An 18,972-nucleotide genomic window follows, 5' to 3' on the forward strand; every position below is an offset into this window, starting at 1 on the left:
TCAGGATCTCATGGGATCAGGGCAGGGTCAGGATCCCGGCCTGGCCGTCCTCGCACCCGAAGGCGAGGCGGCGGCCGGCCCTGTCCCAGGCCATGGCGGAGATGCCGCTGTCCTTGACGGCGTGGCGCACGAGGAGCTCCGAGGCATCGCCGAGGCGGATCAGGAGGATGCAGCCGTCCTCGTAGCCGACCGCCAGCACGTAGGCATTCGGGTGGAACGCCACCCGGCTCACCTTCGCGGGCCGCACACCGCATTCCCGCGGCGCCTTGCCCATGGGCCCGTCCTTGGACTCGAACGGCCAGACGATGGCCGCCTCGGCTCCCGAGGTCGCCAGCCACTTGCCGTCGTGGGACCAGGAGAAGGACCGGGTCTTCGAGGGATAGCCGGACATGCGCATGTGGCCCTTGTCGGGGACGAGCCGCCAGCCGTGAAGGGCGTTCTCCTGCATGGACGTGACGACGAACCGCCCGTCGGGGGACCAGGTCACGTCCAGGTGCGAGCCCTTCCATTCCAGCACCTCGGGCCTGGCCTCCACGTTCGGGAACCACAGGGTGGCGCCATTGTAGTGGGAGACCGCCAGACGGTAGCCCTTCGGCGCGAAGGCGAGCCCGCGCGCGGTGGAGGGCACCTCCAGCACCTTCTCCCGGCCCTTGTCGTCCCGGGCGGTCACGCGCCGGCCCGCGCCGTAGGCGAAAGCGCCTCCGCCGCTCACGGCGAGCGCGTCGATCCAGGCGCCCTTCGTTTCGGCGAGGGTGCGGGTCGACCCGTCCGCGCCGGTCACCGCGACCCGCCCGTCGTCGCCGCCGGTGAGGAACCGCTCGCCGTCGCAGGCGGCCGCGAGCACGCCGGCATCCGGATGCGCCTCGACCCGGTGGGTCTCGCCGTTCCTCGCCAGCAGCACGCCGCCGTCGCCGAGTCCGAAGGCGGCGGTGTCCTTCAGCCAGCCGACGGCGGTGACGTGCGCCCCCGCGTCCACGGGGGCGATGCTCTGGGTGAGAGACGGAGCGGTTCCTGCGGTCATCGAAGCGATCCCTTTCGCCGGAGCGATAGCACAGATCGGCGGATGCGGGGCAAGAGCCTCGGCCCCCTTCCCGCAAGCCCCCTTCCCGCAAGCCCCCTTGCGGGCGCCGTCCCGGAACGGCGGGCGCCGGTCCTCACGCCGCGCAGGCCAGGAAGCCTTCGCGGATCGCCTTCTCGTCGAGGTCGCGACCGATGAAGACCACCTTGGAATCCCGCTTCTCGCCCGGCTTCCATTCGCCCTGCACGTCGCCGTCGAGGATCATGTGGACGCCCTGGAAGACGAAGCGCCTCGGCTCGTTGGGGAAGGCGACGATGCCCTTGCACCGGAGGATGTTGGGCCCCTGGACCTGGGTGAGGTTGGAGATCCACGGCATGAACTTCTCCGGGTCGACCTCGCCGTCCACCTTCACGGAGACGGACTGCATCTCCTCGTCGTGGTGATGGTGGTGCCCCTCCTCCAGGAAATCGGGCTCCAGCTCGATGATCCGGTCGAGATCGAACGCCTTGCGGTCGAGCACTTCCGCGAGCGGAACGGCGCAGTTCTGCGTGCGGTGGAGCCTCGCATAGGGGTTGATGGCGCGGATGCGCGCCTCGACCGCGTCGAGCTCCTCCGGCGTCACGAGGTCGATCTTGTTGAGGACGATCACGTCCGCGAAGGCGATCTGGTTCTTGGCCTCGGGCGCGTCCTTCAGGCGGTCGGAAAGCCACTTGGCGTCGGCGACCGTCACCACCGCGTCGAGACGCGCGGCGTCGGCCACGTCCTGGTCCATGAAGAAGGTCTGCGCCACGGGGGCAGGATCGGCGAGGCCGGTGGTCTCGACGATGATGGCGTCGAACTTGCCCTTGCGCTTCATCAGGCCGTCGAGAATGCGGATCAGGTCGCCGCGCACCGTGCAGCAGATGCACCCGTTGTTCATCTCGAACACTTCCTCGTCGGCGCCGACGACCAGCTCGTTGTCGATGCCGATCTCGCCGAACTCGTTGACGATGACGGCGTATTTCTTGCCGTGCGGCTCGGTGAGGATGCGGTTGAGGAGCGTCGTCTTTCCGGCGCCGAGGTAGCCTGTGAGAACGGTGACGGGAATCTTGTCGGTCATCGGATGGTCCGCAGCTTTCATCGTCCCCTCGCGGGGGAGGATCGGCCGAAAGGCCGAGGTGGAGTGGCATTGCGAACACCGGAAAGGGGGGATCCGTCCACCCCGCCCGCGATGCTCGCGGCCCTCCCCGGCGAGGGGAGGGCGGACAAAGGTCAGCTCGACAGGGCCGCGCTGAAGGCTCTTATATTGTGCCTCATCATGTCAATGTAAGTGCCCGCCGGCCCGTCGGGCCCGGAGAGCGCGTCGGAGAACACCCTGTCGCCGATTCGCGCGCCGGTCTCCTGGGCGATCCGATCCATGAGGCGCGCATCGGAGACGTTCTCCACGAAGACGGCCTTGATCTTCTCGCGCCGGATCTGGCGGATGATCTTGGCCACGTCCTTCGCGGAGGCCTCCGCGTCCGTCGAGACGCCCTGGGGCGCCACGAAGGCGATGCCGTAGGCCTCCTGGAAATAGCGGAAGGCGTCGTGGGACGTGATGATCCGGCGGCGATCCTCCGGAATGCGCGCGACCATGTCCTTCACCTCGGCGTCCAGGGCGTCGAGCCTGGCGAGATAGGCGGCGGCGCGGGCCTCGTAGGCCTCCTTCCCGGCGGGATCGGCGGCGATCAGGCCGTCCCGGATGTTGGCGACGTAGATCTTGGCGTTGGCGACGTTCTGCCAGGCATGGGGATCGGCCCCGCCATGGTCGTGGGCGTGCCCGGAGCCATGGCCGTGCTCCTCCCCGTTTGCGAGCGGCTTAACGCCCCGCGCCGCCTCGACCTTCGCCGCCTTCGTGCCCGAGGAGGCGATGAGCCGGTCGATCCAGCCCTCGAACCTGAGGCCGTTGACGAACACGACCCTGGCATCCGCAAGGCGCCGCCCGTCCGCCGGGGACGGGGCGTAGACATGGGCGTCGCCGTTGGGGCCCACGAGCGTCGTGACGGAGACCCGGTCGCCGCCGACCTGCTTCACGAGATCCCCGAGAATGGAGAAGGTGGCCACCACCTCGATCCTGTCGCCGCCTTGGGCCCGCCCGGCGGAGGGCAGGGCGGCCAGGGCGAGCGCTCCCGCGAAGAGCGAAAGGAGGATGTGTCGTCTCGTCGGCATCGGGTTTCCTCTGGCTGGTCGTCCGGGGAGGGGCTCGGTCCGGCGCGGTTCAGGCCTCCAGGTGCCTGCCCGGCCAGGCGAGCCGGAGCAGGCCGCCCTCGCGGCCGAGGACGAGGGACAGCCCGTAGATGCCGCCCGCCGTGAGGATGATGGCGGGACCGGCGGGGAGCTCGGCATGAAAGGACAGGAGCAGGCCTCCGGCCCCGGAGACGATGCCGATGGCGACGGAGACGAGCATCATCATGGTGATGTCGTTGGTCCAGAAGCGCGACGCGGCGGCGGGGAGCATCATCATGCCGACCGCAAGCAGCGTGCCGAGCGCATGGAAGCCGCCGACGAGGTTGAGAACCACGAGGCCGAGGAAGACGAGGTGGGTCGGCGTTCCGGCGCGGCTCACGGAGCGCAGGAAGGTGGGATCCACGCATTCGAGCACGAGCGGCCTGTAGAGGAGCGCGAGGGCGAGGACCGTCACGGTCGAGATCGAGGCGAGGAGGAGCAGGGTGCGGTCGTCCAGGGCGAGCACGGTGCCGAAGAGCACGTGCAGCAGGTCCACGTTCGATCCGCGCAAGGAGACGATGGTGACGCCGAGCGCCAGGGAGAGGAGGTAGAAGGCCGCGAGCGAGGCATCCTCCTTCAGCGCCGTGAACCGGGACACGAGCCCCGCGGCCACCGCGACGGCGACGCCGGCGACGATCCCGCCGACGGTCATGGCGGGCAGCGAGAGGCCGGCGATCAGGTATCCGATGGCGGCGCCGGGAAGGATGGCGTGAGCCATGGCGTCGCCGGTGAGGCTCATGCGGCGCAGCATGAGGAAGACCCCGACCGGGCCGCCGCCGAGGGCGATGGCGATCGCGCCCACGAGGGCGCGCCTCATGAACTCGAAATCGGAGAAGGGCGCGAGGAACAGGTCGGCCATGGCAGCTTGTCTCCGGCGCTCAGGCGCTGCGCCGGCACGGGGCGGCATGGGGGTCGTGGGCCTCGACCATGCGCCGCGCCGCGAGCATGTTCTCCGGGCTGAGCACGCGCTCCGTCGCTCCCCAGGCCACGGGCTCGCGGGCGATCAGGAGAGTCTCGGGAAAGGTCCGCCGGACCATGTCCAGGTCGTGCAGCACGGCGACGACGGTCCGCTTCTCGTCGTGCCACCGGCGGACGAGGGCGAGGAGGTCCACCGTGGTCCTGGCGTCGATGGCGGTGAAGGGCTCGTCCAGAAGGATCAGGGAGGCGTCCTGGAGCAGGAGGCGTGCGAACAGGGCGCGCTGCATCTGGCCTCCGGACAGGGTGGAGATGGGACGCCGCTCGAAGCCGACGAGGCCCACTGCCGCGAGAGCCTCCTCGATCCGGGTCCTGTCGCTGCGGCCGACGGCGCCGAAAAGTCCCGAACGCGACCACAGGCCCATCGCCACGAGGTCGTAGACGGAGATCGGGAACGTGCGGTCGATCTCCGCCGCCTGCGGAAGGTAGGCGACGGCCGTCCGGCCTTCGGGGGCGATGTTGATCCGGCCCTCGAGGGGCTTGAGCGTGCCGACGATCCCCTTGAGCAGGGTCGACTTGCCCGCCCCGTTCGGTCCCACGACCGCCGTCAGGCTCCCGGCCGCGATTTCCCCCCGGAGGTGGTGCACCGCCGGGCGGCGGTCATAGCCGAGGGTGACCTCATCGAAGCGGATCGACGCTGCGCGCATGGCGGCTCACCCCATCACGAGAAGAACGAGGAGCCAGAGGCCCGTCAGCAGAAGCCCGGCGCCGGCCGCCCGCTGCCCTGCGGAAAGCCGCAGGAGCGAGAAGGTCGGAGCCGCTGCCACCGCATGGGGAGCATGGGCGGAAACGCGCGGCTCGTGCCTGTGATCGTGATGGGCCATGAGCCTCTAGTATAGGGAGAAAGCCTCCCTTTCCAGAGGGCGTATAGTATTTTATACGCATTTTTTGGTTGCAGGGCGGGTGCCCTGCAATCCTAGAACGGCGGGTGGTACTGGTAGAGCCAGGTCTCGCTCAGGACCTCGTCCCCCTGGCGCAGGTAGCAGCGCATCTCCACCGGCTCGGTTCCGGTCACCGTCAGGTCGAACTGCGTGCGCCAGTGGCCCGGCACGTCGTTGGGCACGGCTTCGGTGAGAATGTTGGAGAACTCGCCGCGGGACGCGGTCAGCACCGGGCGCGGGATCACGCCGTTCGGCAGGCGCGCCAGGGGCTCGCCCTTGAACTCGACCATGAACTTGCGCACCCCCTTCGGCCTGGCCGTGCCGGCCTGGCCGCCGTTGCCGAAGCGGGTCGCCACGACCCGGGCGAGGGGCGTGGGGAAGGGCTCGTCCGCGGTCCAGTACATCCGGTAGCGCAGGTCGAAGGACTGGCCCGCCCGGGCCGGCTCGGCCGGAACCCACATGACGACGACGTTGTCATGGATCTCGTCGTCGGTCGGGATCTCGACGAGCTGGATCGAGCCCTTGCCCCATCCGCCCAGCGGCTCGATCCACAGGGAGGGGCGGCGGTCGTAATAGACGCCGTCGAGGTAGTGGTCGAAGTTCCGGTCGCGCTGCAGCAGGCCGAAGCCCTTCGGGTTCTCCTCCGTGAAGGCGGAGGTGATGATCCGGGGCGGGTTGTTGAGCGGGCGCCAGATCCGCTCGCCCGTGCCCGTCCACATGGCGAGGCCGTCCGAGTCGTGGATCTCCGGCCGCCAGTCGATGGCGGTGGGCTTCGACTTCTCCGAGTACCAGTACATGGAGGTCAGCGGCGCGATGCCGAGGCGGCTCACGTCCTGGCGCAGGTACACGGCGCTTTCCAGGTCCATGAGCACCGCCTTCGTCCTGCGCATGACGAAGCGGTAGGCGCCCGAGACGCTCGGGCCGTCGAGGAGGGCGTAGACGGTCACCGTGTCGGAGTCCGGCTGCGGCGTGTCGAAGTAGAAATGGGTGAAGTCGGGGAACTCCTCGTTCCTGCCGTAGACGGCGACGTCCACGGCGAGCCCCCGCGCCGAGAGGCCGTACTGGTAGAGTTCGCCGATGGCGCGGAAATAGGATGCGCCGAGGAACGCGACCCAGTCGTTCTTGCGCCAGTCGAGGGAGCCGTTCCGCGCTTCCTGGAAGCGGAAGCCCGCGAAGCCGGAATTGTCCGGCAGCCTGTGGGCCGGCGAGTCCGCCGGCATGTCGAAATAGGCGTCGTCGTAGACGATCTCGCGGGCCTGTCCGTTCTCGACCACGTGCATGCGCACCGGCTTCTGGAAGTAGCGGCCGAGATGGAAGAAGGTGACCGGGAACTCGCTCGGCCCGTTGGCCCACAGGGCGAGATCGGTCTTGAACTTGATCTTGCCGTGAGCGTCGTAGTCGATCTGATAGAGCACCTCCGGCGAGGGCTGGGGCGGGGGCGCGTAGGGCCTGCGGGCCATCTCCTGCGCCCGGGCCTTCAGGGCCTCGAAGGAGAAGGGCGCTGAAGACCCGAACTTCAATCCCTGCTGGGCCATGGCGGGGGCGGAAAAGCCCGCGGCGGCAAGGCCCGCCGTGGCGGCGGCGTATTCCAGAAACTGACGACGGTTGAACATGAAGGGATACGTTTCGGCTGTGGAGACGAGACCCCTACCGACCAAGGTGGCAGGATTAAGTCAGTCTTATCCTCTTGAGAAATCCGCGTCAGCCGCCAAACTGGCGCCACTCACAGGCGCCGTCGGACGGGCGCCGCAGATCCAGGGAGTCACTGCGCCATGCGAAAAACCTTCACCCGCCGCCTCGTCGGAGCGGCCGCCGCCCTCGCCCTCGCCGGCGCCGGCCTGCCCGCGCAGGCCCAGGATTTCATCAACATCCTGACGGGAGGGACCTCGGGCGTCTATTATCCGCTTGGCGTCGCCATCTCCAAGGTTCTCACAGAGAAGATGCCGGGCAGCCGCCCCTCGGTCCAGGCGACGAAGGCCTCGGTGGAGAACCTGAACCTGCTCCAGCAGGGCAAGGGCGAGCTGGCCTTCACCCTCGGCGACAGCCTCGCCATGGGCTGGGCCGGCGACGAGGAGGCCGGGTTCAAGGCCAAGCTCGACAAGCTGCGCGGCGTCACGGCGATCTATCCCAACTACATCCAGGTGGTCGCCTCCAAGGATTCCGGTATCAAGACCCTGGCCGACCTGAAGGGCAAGCGCCTCTCCGTCGGCGCGCCGAAGTCCGGCACGGAGCTCAACGCCCGGGCGATCCTGGCGGGGGCGGGCCTCACCTACAAGGACCTCGGCAAGGTCGAGTATCTGCCCTTCGGCGAGTCCGTCGAGCTGATGAAGAACCGCCAGCTCGACGCCACCCTCCAATCGGCGGGCCTCGGCGTCTCGTCGATCCGCGACCTCGCGACCTCCGTCGACATCGTGGTGGTCGAGATCCCGGCCGCCGTGGTGGAGAAGGTCGGCTCTCCTTACGTGAAGGCGACGATCCCGGCCAACACCTACGAGGGCCAGACCGCGCCCGTCCAGACGGCGGCGGTGGTGAACTACCTCGTCACCCGCGAGGGCGTGAGCGACGACACGGTCTACAAGATGACGAAGGCCATCTACGAGAGCCTGCCCGAGCTTGCCGCCGCCCACGCGGCCGCCAAGGAGATCAAGCTCGAGAGCGCCCTCAGCGGCATGCCGGTCCCGGTCCATCCGGGCGCGCAGCGCTACTTCGACGAGAAGGGCGTGAAGAAGGGCTCTTAATCCCTTCGGCCGATTTACAATCGAGCCGGGGCAGGTGAACTGCTCCGGCTTTTTATATTATAAAAACAACGATTTTACCGGAGACGCCGCGCGATGAGCCAGAGAGCAAACACGTCCGAACTCGCCCAGATGGAGGCTCCCTCCGAGAGCGTGAACCCGGAGCATGGCCTCCCGGAGAGCTTCGGGGAAGGGTTCTGGGGCAGGCTCCTGTTCTGGATCGCGGTGTCGTTCTCAACCTTCCAGATCGTCACGTCCTTCGGAATTCCGCTCGATCAGCCCTTCCTGGCCGGCGCGAGCCTCTTTCATATTCTCGGCGGCGTCATGGCGACCTGGGTCGTATGGCTGGTCGTGCAGGCCGTGCGCCGGCGCGGCACCGTCGACGGCGTTCTCGCATGGCTTTCCGTAGCGTTGGCCTTCGGCCTCATCCTGAAGTTCGGCGGCAGCATTCCGAGCCAAGTGGTGCGTGCGCTGCATGTCGGCTTCCTCTGCCTCGTGGCAGGAGCGATGATCGCCAATCATCGTTCGGGCACGTCGGCGCTGCGGGCCCTGGGCTGGATCGTGGGCCTCGCAGGCTTCGGCGTCGGCCTCTACCAATGGGCGCTCTACAACGACCTTGTGGTCCGCGCGGGCGAGCTGACGAGCGGCGATCTCGTCGTGGGCATCGCGGCGCTCGTCATCCTGATCTATCTGGTCTGGAGGGTGATGGGGCCTGCTCTTCCCATCGTCGCGGGCCTGTTCCTCGCCTATTGCCTTCTCGGCAATTACCTGCCCGCGCCTCTCGACCACCGCGGCTATTCGCTCGAGCAGGTGATCGAGCACATGTCCTTCGGAACCGAAGGAATCTATGCGACGCCGACGCTGGTCTCGGCCACCTACATCTTCCTGTTCATCCTGTTCGGTGCCTTCATGGAGAAGGCCGGCGTCATCGACTTCTTCAACGACATCTCGATGGCCGTGTTCGGCGACAAGCAGGGCGGGCCGGGCAAGGTCTGCGTCGCATCGTCAGCGTTGATGGGCACCGTTTCCGGTTCGGGCGTCGCCAACGTGGTGGCCTCGGGCCAGTTCACGATTCCCTTGATGAAGCGCTTCGGCTTCACCTCCGCCTTCGCGGGCGGCGTGGAAGCCACTTCCTCCATGGGCGGGCAGATCATGCCTCCGGTCATGGGCGCCGTGGCCTTCATCATGGCCGAGACCATCGACGTGCCTTATGCCAAGATCGTGGAAGCCGCGATCATCCCGGCGATCCTCTACTTCGCGGCCTGCTATCTCGCCGTGCACCTTGAGGCCGGCAAGCGCAACCTGCGGGGGCTGCCCAAGGCGGAGCTGCCGAATGCGTGGGCCGAAATGAAGGCCAAGTGGTTCCTCGTCGCTCCGCTCGGGGTGCTCGTCTACCTGCTCTTCGCGGGCTATACGCCCCTCTTCGCCGGTGCCGTCGGCTTGTCGCTCACGGTGGCGCTCATCCTCGGCACGGCCATCGCCGCGGGTCTCACGGTTCCGGCGCTGCGCGTCGCGTTCTGGATCGGGCTCGCCCTCGTTTCGGCCTATTCGCTGGCATCGAGCGTGACGCTCGTCGTCGTCATCGTGGCTCTGCTGTCGCTCTGGAACGCCTTCTCAGGACGGGGCCGCACCACGCTGCAGGCCTGCGTCGATGCCATGGCCGACGGCGCGCGCCAGGCGCTGCCCGTGGGCCTTGCCTGTGCGGTGGTCGGCATCGTGATCGGCACGATGACGCTTACGGGTCTCGGCACTATCGTCGGCACCTGGATGATCTCGATCGGCAAGGACAACATCTTCGCCGCTCTCGTGCTCACGATGATCTTCAGCCTGATCCTCGGCATGGGCATCCCGACCATCCCGAACTACATCATCACCTCGTCGCTGGCCGCGCCCATTCTGCTGCAGCTGAATGTGCCGCTCATCGTCTCGCACATGTTCGTCTTCTATTTCGGCATCATGGCGGATCTGACTCCGCCGGTGGCGCTGGCCGCGTTTGCGGCAGCGCCCATGGCCAAGGAATCGGGCCTCAAGATCGGCGTGCAGGCGGTGAAGATCGCCCTGCCGGGCTTCATCGTGCCTTACATGGCCGTCTACGATCCGACTCTTATGCTGCAGCCCGTGCCCGGGCTCGAAGGCGTGGGCTATTGGCTGGCGGTGCTCTACATCGTCTTCAAGGCGTCCGTCGCGATGGTCCTGTGGGGCATGGCCGCGGTCGGATACTTCCTGAAGCCGCTGGCATGGTGGGAGCGCGCCTGGGCTGCCGCCGCCGCAGCCCTCCTCGTCGCCGCGATCCCGCTCACCGACGAGGCCGGCTTCGTCCTGGCAGCCCTCTTCGTCGGCTTCCACATCTGGAAGATCCGCAAGACCGCGGCGCCGCTGCCGGCCACCCGCTCGTGATCTGCCTTCTCGCAGGCTCGAAGACCGTGCCGCTCCTGGCCGGCGCCCTGACCCTCGCCTGGACCCATTCGGTGGAGAAGATCCTCTGGGAGGAGGACTGGCGATCCGGTCCAGCCGGGCTCGAGCTCGTCGAGGCGCGGGTGCGCGGGTCCGGGGCGGGCATGGACCCGCCGCCGGAGGCGCGATTCGAGGACGGAGTCTGGAAGTGGCGGCCCCGGGTGCCGCCGGTGGGGGAAGTCGTGCTGCGGCGCTCGGGCGCGACGGCGGACTGGCGGGTCTGCATCGACGGGCTCTGCCGGCCGATGGGCGACCTGGTGCCGCCTCAGGCCGACCCGATCATGATGAAGTCCTGCGCCCCGCCTTGAGCCTTACTCCGCGATGGGCTCCACGGCCGTGCAGCGGCGCCAGAGCACGACGAGGACGTAGAGGGCGAAGAGGCTGAAGAGGCCCATGAGCGCGTAGCCGACCACATGGCCCAGCTCGAACAGTCCCGCGATGGCCCAGCCTCCGGCGATCGCGACGCCGAACACCTCCGTCCCCACGAGGATCATGATGCTCAGGATCGTCACGAGATTGCGCCCGTTCATGCGCTTGGGCTGAGCCACGGCCGGTCTCCCTTCGTTCGGTTGCGGCAGGGACTACCCTAAATCCTGCCTCCGGTGCAAGTTTCGCCCGCCTCGTCCGAACGACCTTTTCAGCGCATCCATGTCCGAAACGCCCGTTTTCTCCACCGCCGCCGTCGCCGCTCCCCATCCGGCCGTCGCCGAGACCGGCCTGACGATCCTGGCCGCAGGGGGCAACGCGGTCGAGGCTGCGGTCGCCATGGCGGCGAGCGCCGCCGCCGTCCGCCCCCGCGCCGCCGGCCTCGGCGGCGACGGCTTCTGGCTCGTGCGGGAGCCCGGAGGGAAGGTCTATGCCCTCGACGCCTCAGGCCCGGCAGGGAGCCAGGCGACGATCCGGCGCTGCCGGGACAAGGGCTTCGAGGCGCCGCCCCTCGAAGGCCCGGAGGCCTGCCTGACCGTGGCGGGCGCCGTCGGCGGCTGGATCCTGGCCCTCGAACTCGCCCGGGCCCTCGGAGGGCGCCTGCCCCTCGATCTTCTGCTGGGCGATGCGATCCGCCTGGCCCGGCAGGGCAGCGGACCGGTCGAGCCGGCCGTCTCCGCGCCGGGCACGGGCGCTCCTCGCCCCGTTCCGCAGGCGGCGGAGGGGGCGTTGCCCGTCCCCGCGGCCCCCGGGGCTGCGCCGGAGGCGCCGCCGCTTTCGCCCATGCTGGCCGATACCCTCGGCCAGCTGGCCCATGCCGGGCTCGGCGACTTCTATCGCGGGGACGTGGGGCGGGAGATCGCCGCCGATCTGGAGAGGCTCGGCAGCCCGGTCCTGCGGCGCGACCTCGAGGGCCACAGGGCCCGCGCGGTCGAGCCCCTCGCCATCCGCCTGCGCGCCGCGACCCTCTTCGCTCCGCCTCCTCCGAGCCAGGGGCTGGCGGTCCTGCTCGCCGCCGGAATCCTCGACCGCATGGCGGTGCGCCGGACGGAGGGGGCCGATCTCCAGCACGCGCTGATCGAGGCGGTGAAGCGGGCCTACGCGGTGCGGGACCGCGTGGTCGCCGATCCTTGGGAGGTGCCGCAGGACCCGGTCTCCTTCTTCCGGGCCGGATGGCTGGAGCGGGAGGCGGCCGCCGCCGCGGCCGACCGGGCGGGGGCCTTCGCCACCCCGGTCCCGCCGCAGGGGCGCTCGCTCTGGATCGGCTGCGTCGACCGGGACGGTCTCGCGGTCTCCTGCACCCATGGCCTCGGCCCGGAGGGCGGCTCCCGCTCCCTCCTGCCCGCGACCGGCATCCTCTGGCACGCGCGGGGGATGGGATTCTCCCTCGACCCCGGCGGCTGGAATCCTCTGGAGCCGGGGCGCAGGCCGTTCCACGCCCTCGCTCCCGTCCTGGCCGCCTTCGACGGCGGGCGGGTGCTCGCCTTCGGCGCTGGCGGCGCCGAGGAGCCGCAGGTCGAGGCGCAGCTTTTCGCCCGCCATGCCCAGGCCGGGCTGTCCCTGGCCGAGGCGCTGGAGGCGCCGCGCTGGGCGCTGCTGCCCGGGGAAGGCGGCGGACCGGGAATCCTGCGGATCGAGGCGGGTTTCGACCCCTCCCTTGCCCGGGAGCTCGACCGCCGGGGGCACCGGGTCGAGGAGGAGGAGAGCGGGGAGGTCGCCGGCGCCTTCGGGGAGGCGGGAATGCTCGTCAAGTCTCCCGGCGACGGCCGGGTGGCGGGGGCATGGGATCCGCGCTCCGGCGGCGCCGTCCTCGGGCTGTGATCCGGTCCCGCCGGAAGGACTCGCGGCGTCGGGCGTGAAGGCGAACCCGCATCCGATCTAGCTCGCGGCCCCCGAGGCCCAGAAGCCGAACAGCAGGCTGCCGCCGAGCACCGCGACGAAGGCGGCCGCGAGCAGTTCCATGAGAGCGATGGCGATCTCCCCCCGCGCCCCGCGCCCGCCCGCAAGCGCCAGGGCCGCCTTCTTGGCGAAGACCGCGAGCGCCGCGATGGCCCCGGTGGTGAGGGCGGTTCCGAGCGCCATGGCGAGGGTCGCCGCGACGCCGGCGGCGAACAGGCCCTGCGAGAGGGCGAAGACCAGCACCACCAGGGCCCCCGTGCAGGGGCGCATGCCGGCGGCCAGCACCACGCCTGCCATGTCGCGCCAGCGGGTCAGGCGGCGCAGTTCCTCGGGCTCCGGCATGTGCACGTGGTCGCAGTCTCCGCACGCGGGACCCGTCATGGGCCCGCGGGCCAGGGCGAGCACGTCCAGCACCCGGCCGGCCTTGCGCCAGGCGAGGAGGGCACCGACGAGAGCCACGGCCGCGAAGCTCGCCCATTCCACGGCGGTCGCGACCCGGGTCATGGTTGCGGCGGTGGCGCGGAAGAGAAGGGCGAAGACGCTCACGATCAGGATCGCGACCAGCGCCTGGACGAGGGCGGCCGCGAGGCTGAGGGCGAAGCCCTTGGCAAGGGCGCGCCCGTCGGCGACGAGGTAGGCCGCGATGACGCCCTTGCCGTGTCCCGGACCGGCCGCATGGAAGACGCCGTAGGCGAAGCCGATGGCGACGAGGGTCCGGAGCGCTGCGCCGTCGTCCTTCAGGGCGGCGACGGCCTGCTGCAGGCCCCGGTAGAAGCGCCCCTGCACGTCGAGGATGTAGGCGCCGAGGCCGCCCGTGGGCGCGGCCTCCCGCAGGCCCATGCCGAAGGGGTTGCGCGCGGGCGGAGCGGCGCCCGGCGCGAGCCACCACAGGAGAAGGGCGGCGGCGAGGGCGACGGCCGCCACCGCGGCGAGGGCGAGGGCCAGGCGCAGGGCCAGGCGGCGCCGGCTGGAGCCGGGCAGGTCCAGGGCTCCGGCGGCGGGCTTCACGCTCACGGACATGCGACGATGGCCTTGTTGGCGAACTGGACCCCGAACGTGGAAGCGGCCGTCAGGGTCTGGAAGAACGCTTCGGACAGGGGCTGGGCCTGAGCCTGGGCGCTCGCGCCGGAATCGGGATTCTTGGGGCGGGAGATGTTGATCGCGCAGCCCTGCGGGGCGCCTGCGAGCGCGACGGCGTCTCCCTCCGCAAGGGTGAACGAGACGAAATAGGTCGGGTCGTAGACCTCGAGCGAGACGGTCTTCGCCGCCGCCGGAGACTTCAGGGGCAGCAGGTACGTCAGGGTCAGCGCCTCCTCCCCATAGGCCATGCGGTAGTCCCGCGGCGCGTCGAAATCCTGCTTCCGGCCGCTGCTTTTCAGCACGGTGAAATAGTCGAATTCCACCAGGGATTCGGTGTTCTCCTTGGCGAGATCCTGCAGTTCGTCCGGGGTGAGCTTGCCGTCGCCGTTCCTGTCCAGGCCCTGGGTGACGAAGGCCGAATAGGCCTTGTCGAAGGTCCAGGCGTGGCGGATGCCGGTGATTCGCCCCTCCCGGTCGTAGACGAGTTCCGCCCTGGCGGTCACCCACACGTGCGGATGGGCGAGGGCCGGGGCGGCGAAGGCGGCCAGGGCCCCCGCGGTCAGAAGCGTCAGAACGGAACGGCGGGTCATGCGGCTCATCGGCGGGTGGCTGCGAACGGTAGCGTTTCCTTGTGAGCCATGATGGTTAATGGAGGCAAAACGGGGGCAGGTTCATTGACGGCCCCCGGTCCATATGTCAGCATTGCTGACGTAATTCGCAAAGCCAAGTTCGCAAAGCCAAGACCGGGAGAACCGGCAGCGGGGCCGAAGCTCCAGGAGGGAACCGACGATGGCCGAAGGGCACGTAGCGCTCCGTGACGTATCGCTCGACGACAAGTACGACCTGACGAAGGACCGGATCTTCATCACCGGCACGCAGGCCGTCGTTCGCATGCTGCTCATGCAGCGCGAGCGGGACAGGCGCGCCGGGCTCAACACCGCGGGCTTCGTTTCCGGCTATCGCGGCTCTCCCCTCGGAGGCATGGACCAGAACCTGTGGCGCGCCCGCCGCTGGCTGGAGCAGGCGGACATCCTGTTCCAGCCCGGCCTCAACGAGGAACTCGCGGCCACGGCGGTCTGGGGCTCGCAGCAGGCGGAGATCCGGGGCGACGGGAAGCACGACGGCGTCTTCGGCCTCTGGTACGGCAAGGGACCGGGCGTCGACCGCTCCGGCGACGTGTTCCGCCACGCCAACATGGCCGGCTCGTCGAAATACGGCGGCGTGCTGGCCCTCATGGGCGACGACCACACGGCGGAATCCTCCACCGTCGCGCACCAGTCCGAGTTCCACTTCGTCGACGTGATGATCCCGATCCTGAATCCCGCAGGCGTTCAGGAGATCCTCGACTACGGGCTCTACGGCTACGCGATGAGCCGTTTCTGCGGCACCTGGGTCGCGTTCAAGTGCGTGAAGGAGAACATCGAATCGACCGCCTCCGTCGACGGCTCCCTCGACCGGGTGAAGATCGTCGTGCCCGACGACTTCGCCATGCCGCCCGGCGGGCTGAACATCCGCGCGCGGGACGGGGTGCTCGACCAGGAGGCGCGCCTCCAGGACTACAAGCGCGACGCCATGCTGGCCTTCGTGCGCGCCAACAACCTGAACAGGCTCGTCCTCTCCGGCGGACGCCAGCCGAAGATCGGCGTGATCACGGTGGGCAAGTCCTACCTCGACGTGCGCCAGGCCATGGACGAGCTCGGCCTCGACGAGGTCAAGGCCAACGACATGGGCCTGCGCCTCTACAAGGTCGCCTGCCCCTGGCCGCTCTCCCAGCGCGAGCTCGCGGATTTCGCCCGCGGTCTCGATCTCGTCGTCGTCGTCGAGGAGAAGCGTTCGCTCATCGAGGTGCAGCTGCGGGAGGAGCTCTACGGCACCGCCAACCAGCCGCTGTGCATCGGCAAGAAGGACGAGAGCGGCAACTGGCTCTTTCCCGTGAAGGGGGCCCTCGACCCCAACGACATCGCCATCGCCATCGGCGAGCGGCTCCTCCGGTATCACAACGACGACGACCTGCGCGGCCGCGTCGAGCGGCTGCGCCACGCGCAGCAGGTGCTCGCGGCGACCGCCGACGTGGCGACGCGCATCCCCCATTTCTGCTCCGGCTGCCCTCACAACACTTCCACCAAGGTGCCGGAGGGCATGCGCGCCTATGCGGGCATCGGCTGCCACTACATGGTGCAGTGGATGGACCGGGAGACCGACGGCTTCACGCAGATGGGCGGCGAGGGCGCCAACTGGATCGGCGAGGCGCCGTTCTCGAAGCGCGGCCACGTGTTCCAGAACCTGGGCGACGGCACCTACAACCATTCCGGCGTGCTGGCCCTGCGCTGGGCCATCCACACGAAGACCAACGTCACCTACAAGATCCTCTTCAACGACGCGGTCGCCATGACCGGCGGGCAGAAGCACGAGGGCGGCCTCACCGTCGACATGATCGCCCGCCAGGTGCGCGAGGAAGGCGTGGAGCGCATCGCGCTGGTGACGGACGAGCCGCACAAGTACCCGAAATCCGTCCGCTGGCCCGAGGGCATGACGATCCACCACCGTTCGTCCCTCGATGCGGTGCAACGGGAGCTGGCGGCGATTCCCGGCGTCACGGTGATGATCTACGACCAGACCTGCGCGTCCGAGAAGCGCCGGCGCCGCAAGCGCGGCGAATTCCCCGATCCCGACAAGCGCGTCATCATCAACGATCTGGTCTGCGAGGGATGCGGGGACTGTTCCGTGCAGTCGAACTGCGTCGCGGTGCAGCCCGTCGAGACGGAGTTCGGCCGCAAGCGGCAGGTGGACCAGTCGAACTGCAACAAGGACTTCTCCTGCGTCTCCGGCTTCTGCCCGTCCTTCGTCACGGTGCACGGCGCCAGGGTGAGGAAGGCGGCGCCGGTCTCCGCCGCCGGGAACGACGCGCTCGCGCCGCTTCCGGAACCCGCGATCCCGGCCATCGACCGCACGTTCAACATCATCGTCACGGGTGTCGGCGGTACCGGGGTCGTCACCATCGGGGCCATTCTCGGCATGGCGGCCCATCTCGAAGGCAAGGGCCTCGGCATGATCGACATGGCCGGCCTCGCCCAGAAGGGCGGCGCGGTCTACAGCCACGTGCGTCTCGCCAACAGGCAGGAGGACATCCACGCCATCCGCGTCGCCGCCGAGTCCGCCCACCTCATCCTCGGCTGCGATCTGGTGGTGACGGGAACGAAGAAGGTGCTGGCCTCGGTGAAGAAGGGGCGGACGGCTCTCGTCGTGAACACCGCCGAGGTCATGCCCGGCGAGTTCACCCGCAACGCGGACTTCTCGCTGCCGACGGAGCGGCTCAGGCGCGCCGTCGTCTCCGCCGCCGGGGCGGAAGGCGTCGACTTCATCGACGCGACGGCGATCGCGAACGCGCTTCTCGGCAACGCGATCGCGGCCAACATGTTCATGCTGGGCTACGCCTATCAGAAGGGCCGGGTGCCGCTTTCGGGCGCGGCCATCGAGAAGGCCATTGCGCTCAACGGCGAGGCGGTGAAGATGAACCTCGCCGCCTTCGCCTGGGGCCGCCGCGCCGCGGTCGCGCCCGAGACCCTGGCGGAGCTCATGGCATCCGCGAAGGCGCCGACGGAATCCCGCAGGCTCTCCGAGAGCCTCGACGAGGCCATCGAGCGGCGCGCGCGCTTCCTCGCCGGTTACCAGAACGCCCGCTACGCCGGGCGCTACCGCCGGATCGTGGAGCGCGTGCGGGCGGCGGAAGCCAGGGCCGTTCCCGGCTCGACGGCGCTTGCCGAGGCGGCGGCGCGCTCGCTCTTCAAGCTCATGGCCTACAAGGACGAGTACGAGGTGGCGCGCCTTTACGCGGACGGCAGCTTCGAGAAGCAGGTGGCCGCGGCGTTCGAGGGCGAGAACCTGCGCTACGAGTTCCATCTCGCGCCGCCGCTCCTCGCGCGCAGGGACCCGGCGACGGGGCTGCCGCGCAAGATGAGTTTCGGGCCGTGGATGATGAAGGTGTTCCGCGTGCTGGCGCAGCTGAAGGGCCTGCGGGGCACGCCGTTGGACGTGTTCGGCTACACCCGCGAGCGCCGCACGGAGCGCCGCCTCGTGCGCGACTTCGAGGCCCTGCTCCAGGAGATCGTGTCCCGGCTCGACGCGGACAACCATGCGGCCGCCGTCGGACTCGCCGCCCTCCCGCAGAAGATCCGCGGCTTCGGCCATGTGAAGGAGCGCAACCTCAAGGCGGCGAAGGCGGAGGAGGCGGAGCTCCTCGCCCGCTTCCGCACCCGCGAGGCGCCGATGCGGATGGCGGCGGAGTAAGACGCCGTCAGAGGTCGAGAACCCAGTTCTCGCCGACGAGGTCGTGCCCGAAGCTGCGATGCGCTTCCGCGCTCACGAGCCGGAAGCCGGCCTTGGCGTAGATGCCGCGCGCCGCGTGCAGGATGTCGTTGGTCCACAGGGCGATCTGCCGGTAGCCCTTGTCCCGCGAGAAGCGGATCGCCTCGTCCACGAGCCGCCTGCCGAGGCCGAGCCCGCGGGCCTCCGGCTCCACGTAGAGAAGCCGCAGCTTCGCGACGTCGTCCGATTGCCGGACGATGAAGATCGAGCCGAGGATCGCTCCGTCCCGCTCCGCGATCCAGCACCGTTCCCGGGCCGGATCGAAGGTCCTGACGAAGCCCGCCACGATTTCCGCCACGAGGGCCTCGAAGGTTTCGTCCCAGCCGTATTCCCGCGCATAGAGAACCCCGTGCCGGTGAACGATCCAGCCCATGTCGCCGGGCCGATGAGGGCGCAGGACGACCGGAGCCTCCGCGGCGGCCCCGCCGTCGAGCCGCTCTTCGACGAAGCGCATGGCGGAGACGAGCCGGTCCCGGTCGGCTTCGGGAAGCGGGGCGAGGAGGGCGGCAATCTGCTCGCGCGACTGGCGGTCGAGGGGGGCGAACGCCTCGCGGCCCCTGTCGGTCAGGGACAGGTGCTGCTGGCGCCCGTCGCTCGCCGAGCGCTCCCGCCGGATGAGGCCCTGCTCCTCGAAGCGCTTGAGAATGCGGCTCAGGTAGCCGGGATCGAGGTCGAGGTCCTGGCAGAGTTCCCCGGCGGTCGGGTTCGACCGGTTCGCCAGCTCGTAGAGCACCCGCGCCTCGGTCAGGGTGAACGGGCTGCCGAGGAGCCCCTCCCGCAGGACCCCGAGACGGCGCGTATAGAAGCGGGTGAAGCGCCGGATGGCGGCGACGCGGTCGTCCGCGGACGTGGAGTGTCGCATGGCGACCTTCCTTCCAATGAGGCACGGGAGAAG

Annotated in this window: 16 protein-coding genes; 5 read left to right on the plus strand and 11 right to left on the minus strand. The window is 69.4% G+C overall.

The genetic code is table 11. From position 1 onward, the window contains the following. Positions 1–16: 16 nt before the first annotated feature. From GDR74_RS03665 to GDR74_RS03690, 7 genes are all read right to left on the minus strand, one after another. Positions 17–1,021 (minus strand): WD40 repeat domain-containing protein, encoded by a 1,005-nt coding sequence (locus GDR74_RS03665; protein ID WP_152585035.1) that lies wholly within the window; start codon positions 1,019–1,021, stop codon positions 17–19. Positions 1,022–1,154: 133 nt separating this feature from the next. After that, entirely contained in the window at positions 1,155–2,117 is a 963-nt protein-coding gene (locus GDR74_RS03670; protein ID WP_152585036.1) for a CobW family GTP-binding protein, read from the minus strand. A 152-nt stretch (positions 2,118–2,269) separates the two neighbouring features. Next, on the minus strand, positions 2,270–3,205 hold the full coding sequence (locus GDR74_RS03675; RefSeq protein ID WP_152585037.1) for a metal ABC transporter substrate-binding protein: 936 nt from the start codon (positions 3,203–3,205) through the stop codon (positions 2,270–2,272). Between the two features lie 49 nt (positions 3,206–3,254). Next, entirely contained in the window at positions 3,255–4,121 is an 867-nt protein-coding gene (gene aztB / locus GDR74_RS03680; RefSeq protein WP_152585038.1) for a zinc ABC transporter permease AztB, read from the minus strand. Positions 4,122–4,140: 19 nt separating this feature from the next. After that, entirely contained in the window at positions 4,141–4,884 is a 744-nt protein-coding gene (aztA, locus tag GDR74_RS03685; RefSeq protein ID WP_152585039.1) for a zinc ABC transporter ATP-binding protein AztA, read from the minus strand. A 6-nt stretch (positions 4,885–4,890) separates the two neighbouring features. Continuing rightward, positions 4,891–5,061, minus strand: coding sequence for a hypothetical protein (locus GDR74_RS18090; RefSeq protein ID WP_194164614.1), 171 nt, complete (start codon positions 5,059–5,061; stop codon positions 4,891–4,893). Positions 5,062–5,153: 92 nt separating this feature from the next. Beyond that, positions 5,154–6,731, minus strand: coding sequence for an OpgD/OpgG family glucan biosynthesis protein (locus tag GDR74_RS03690; RefSeq protein WP_152585040.1), 1,578 nt, complete (start codon positions 6,729–6,731; stop codon positions 5,154–5,156). A 159-nt stretch (positions 6,732–6,890) separates the two neighbouring features. Between GDR74_RS03690 and GDR74_RS03695 the strand changes: the two genes are divergently transcribed. The 3 genes from GDR74_RS03695 (at position 6,891) to GDR74_RS03705 (ending at position 10,615) form a co-directional block, all read left to right on the plus strand. Next, on the plus strand, positions 6,891–7,856 hold the full coding sequence (locus GDR74_RS03695) for a TAXI family TRAP transporter solute-binding subunit (protein ID WP_152585041.1): 966 nt from the start codon (positions 6,891–6,893) through the stop codon (positions 7,854–7,856). A 93-nt stretch (positions 7,857–7,949) separates the two neighbouring features. Next, positions 7,950–10,250, plus strand: a complete 2,301-nt coding sequence (locus GDR74_RS03700; RefSeq protein WP_152585042.1) for a TRAP transporter permease — start codon at positions 7,950–7,952, stop codon at positions 10,248–10,250. Then, positions 10,247–10,615 carry a DUF1850 domain-containing protein gene (locus GDR74_RS03705; RefSeq protein WP_152585043.1) on the plus strand — a complete coding sequence of 123 codons (369 nt, stop codon included), beginning with the start codon at positions 10,247–10,249 and terminating at the stop codon, positions 10,613–10,615. Before GDR74_RS03700 ends, GDR74_RS03705 begins: the two co-directional genes overlap by 4 nt. 3 nt (positions 10,616–10,618) lie before the next feature. Here the strand turns inward: GDR74_RS03705 and GDR74_RS03710 are convergent, their stop codons facing one another. After that, positions 10,619–10,837, minus strand: a complete 219-nt coding sequence (locus GDR74_RS03710; protein ID WP_152587638.1) for a hypothetical protein — start codon at positions 10,835–10,837, stop codon at positions 10,619–10,621. Positions 10,838–10,955: 118 nt separating this feature from the next. Here GDR74_RS03710 and GDR74_RS03715 point away from each other — a divergent pair, with 118 nt between their 5' ends. Continuing rightward, complete coding sequence (locus GDR74_RS03715; protein WP_152585044.1) at positions 10,956–12,554, plus strand: gamma-glutamyltransferase; 1,599 nt, start codon at positions 10,956–10,958, stop codon at positions 12,552–12,554. A gap of 57 nt (positions 12,555–12,611) precedes the next feature. Here the strand turns inward: GDR74_RS03715 and GDR74_RS03720 are convergent, their stop codons facing one another. Together GDR74_RS03720 and GDR74_RS03725 are read right to left on the minus strand one after the other, a co-directional pair. Further along, the gene (locus tag GDR74_RS03720) at positions 12,612–13,652 is read right to left on the minus strand and encodes a nickel/cobalt transporter (RefSeq protein WP_152585045.1); all 1,041 of its coding nucleotides are present in this window, start codon (positions 13,650–13,652) and stop codon (positions 12,612–12,614) included. Then, positions 13,643–14,302: a DUF1007 family protein gene (locus GDR74_RS03725; RefSeq protein WP_194164615.1), complete on the minus strand. Its 660-nt coding sequence runs from the start codon at positions 14,300–14,302 to the stop codon at positions 13,643–13,645. The genes GDR74_RS03720 and GDR74_RS03725 overlap by 10 nt, the downstream gene beginning before the upstream one ends. Before the next feature lie 199 nt (positions 14,303–14,501). Between GDR74_RS03725 and GDR74_RS03730 the strand changes: the two genes are divergently transcribed. Further along, the gene (locus GDR74_RS03730) at positions 14,502–17,999 is read left to right on the plus strand and encodes an indolepyruvate ferredoxin oxidoreductase family protein (RefSeq protein ID WP_152585047.1); all 3,498 of its coding nucleotides are present in this window, start codon (positions 14,502–14,504) and stop codon (positions 17,997–17,999) included. Positions 18,000–18,006: 7 nt separating this feature from the next. On the opposite strand, the gene GDR74_RS03735 is transcribed toward GDR74_RS03730, so the two are convergent. Beyond that, the gene (locus GDR74_RS03735) at positions 18,007–18,939 is read right to left on the minus strand and encodes a bifunctional helix-turn-helix transcriptional regulator/GNAT family N-acetyltransferase (RefSeq protein ID WP_152585048.1); all 933 of its coding nucleotides are present in this window, start codon (positions 18,937–18,939) and stop codon (positions 18,007–18,009) included. Between the last annotated feature and the right edge of the window lie 33 nt (positions 18,940–18,972).

The organism is Microvirga thermotolerans (genome assembly GCF_009363855.1).
Taxonomy (GTDB): domain Bacteria; phylum Pseudomonadota; class Alphaproteobacteria; order Rhizobiales; family Beijerinckiaceae; genus Microvirga; species Microvirga thermotolerans.

What these genes read in the sequence shown, in the direction of transcription:
- GDR74_RS03715 (WP_152585044.1), top strand. Translation starts at nt 10,956, where the DNA reads ATGTCCGAAACGCCCGTTTTCTCCACCGCCGCCGTCGCCGCTCCCCAT.
- GDR74_RS03675 (WP_152585037.1), bottom strand. Translation starts at nt 3,205, where the DNA reads ATGCCGACGAGACGACACATCCTCCTTTCGCTCTTCGCGGGAGCGCTC.
- GDR74_RS03690 (WP_152585040.1), bottom strand. Translation starts at nt 6,731, where the DNA reads ATGTTCAACCGTCGTCAGTTTCTGGAATACGCCGCCGCCACGGCGGGC.
- GDR74_RS03665 (WP_152585035.1), bottom strand. Translation starts at nt 1,021, where the DNA reads ATGACCGCAGGAACCGCTCCGTCTCTCACCCAGAGCATCGCCCCCGTG.
- GDR74_RS03730 (WP_152585047.1), top strand. Translation starts at nt 14,502, where the DNA reads ATGGCCGAAGGGCACGTAGCGCTCCGTGACGTATCGCTCGACGACAAG.
- GDR74_RS03670 (WP_152585036.1), bottom strand. Translation starts at nt 2,117, where the DNA reads ATGACCGACAAGATTCCCGTCACCGTTCTCACAGGCTACCTCGGCGCC.
- GDR74_RS03695 (WP_152585041.1), top strand. Translation starts at nt 6,891, where the DNA reads ATGCGAAAAACCTTCACCCGCCGCCTCGTCGGAGCGGCCGCCGCCCTC.
- aztA (WP_152585039.1), bottom strand. Translation starts at nt 4,884, where the DNA reads ATGCGCGCAGCGTCGATCCGCTTCGATGAGGTCACCCTCGGCTATGAC.
- GDR74_RS03720 (WP_152585045.1), bottom strand. Translation starts at nt 13,652, where the DNA reads ATGTCCGTGAGCGTGAAGCCCGCCGCCGGAGCCCTGGACCTGCCCGGC.
- GDR74_RS03710 (WP_152587638.1), bottom strand. Translation starts at nt 10,837, where the DNA reads ATGAACGGGCGCAATCTCGTGACGATCCTGAGCATCATGATCCTCGTG.
- GDR74_RS03725 (WP_194164615.1), bottom strand. Translation starts at nt 14,302, where the DNA reads ATGACCCGCCGTTCCGTTCTGACGCTTCTGACCGCGGGGGCCCTGGCC.
- GDR74_RS03735 (WP_152585048.1), bottom strand. Translation starts at nt 18,939, where the DNA reads ATGCGACACTCCACGTCCGCGGACGACCGCGTCGCCGCCATCCGGCGC.
- GDR74_RS18090 (WP_194164614.1), bottom strand. Translation starts at nt 5,061, where the DNA reads ATGGCCCATCACGATCACAGGCACGAGCCGCGCGTTTCCGCCCATGCT.
- GDR74_RS03700 (WP_152585042.1), top strand. Translation starts at nt 7,950, where the DNA reads ATGAGCCAGAGAGCAAACACGTCCGAACTCGCCCAGATGGAGGCTCCC.
- aztB (WP_152585038.1), bottom strand. Translation starts at nt 4,121, where the DNA reads ATGGCCGACCTGTTCCTCGCGCCCTTCTCCGATTTCGAGTTCATGAGG.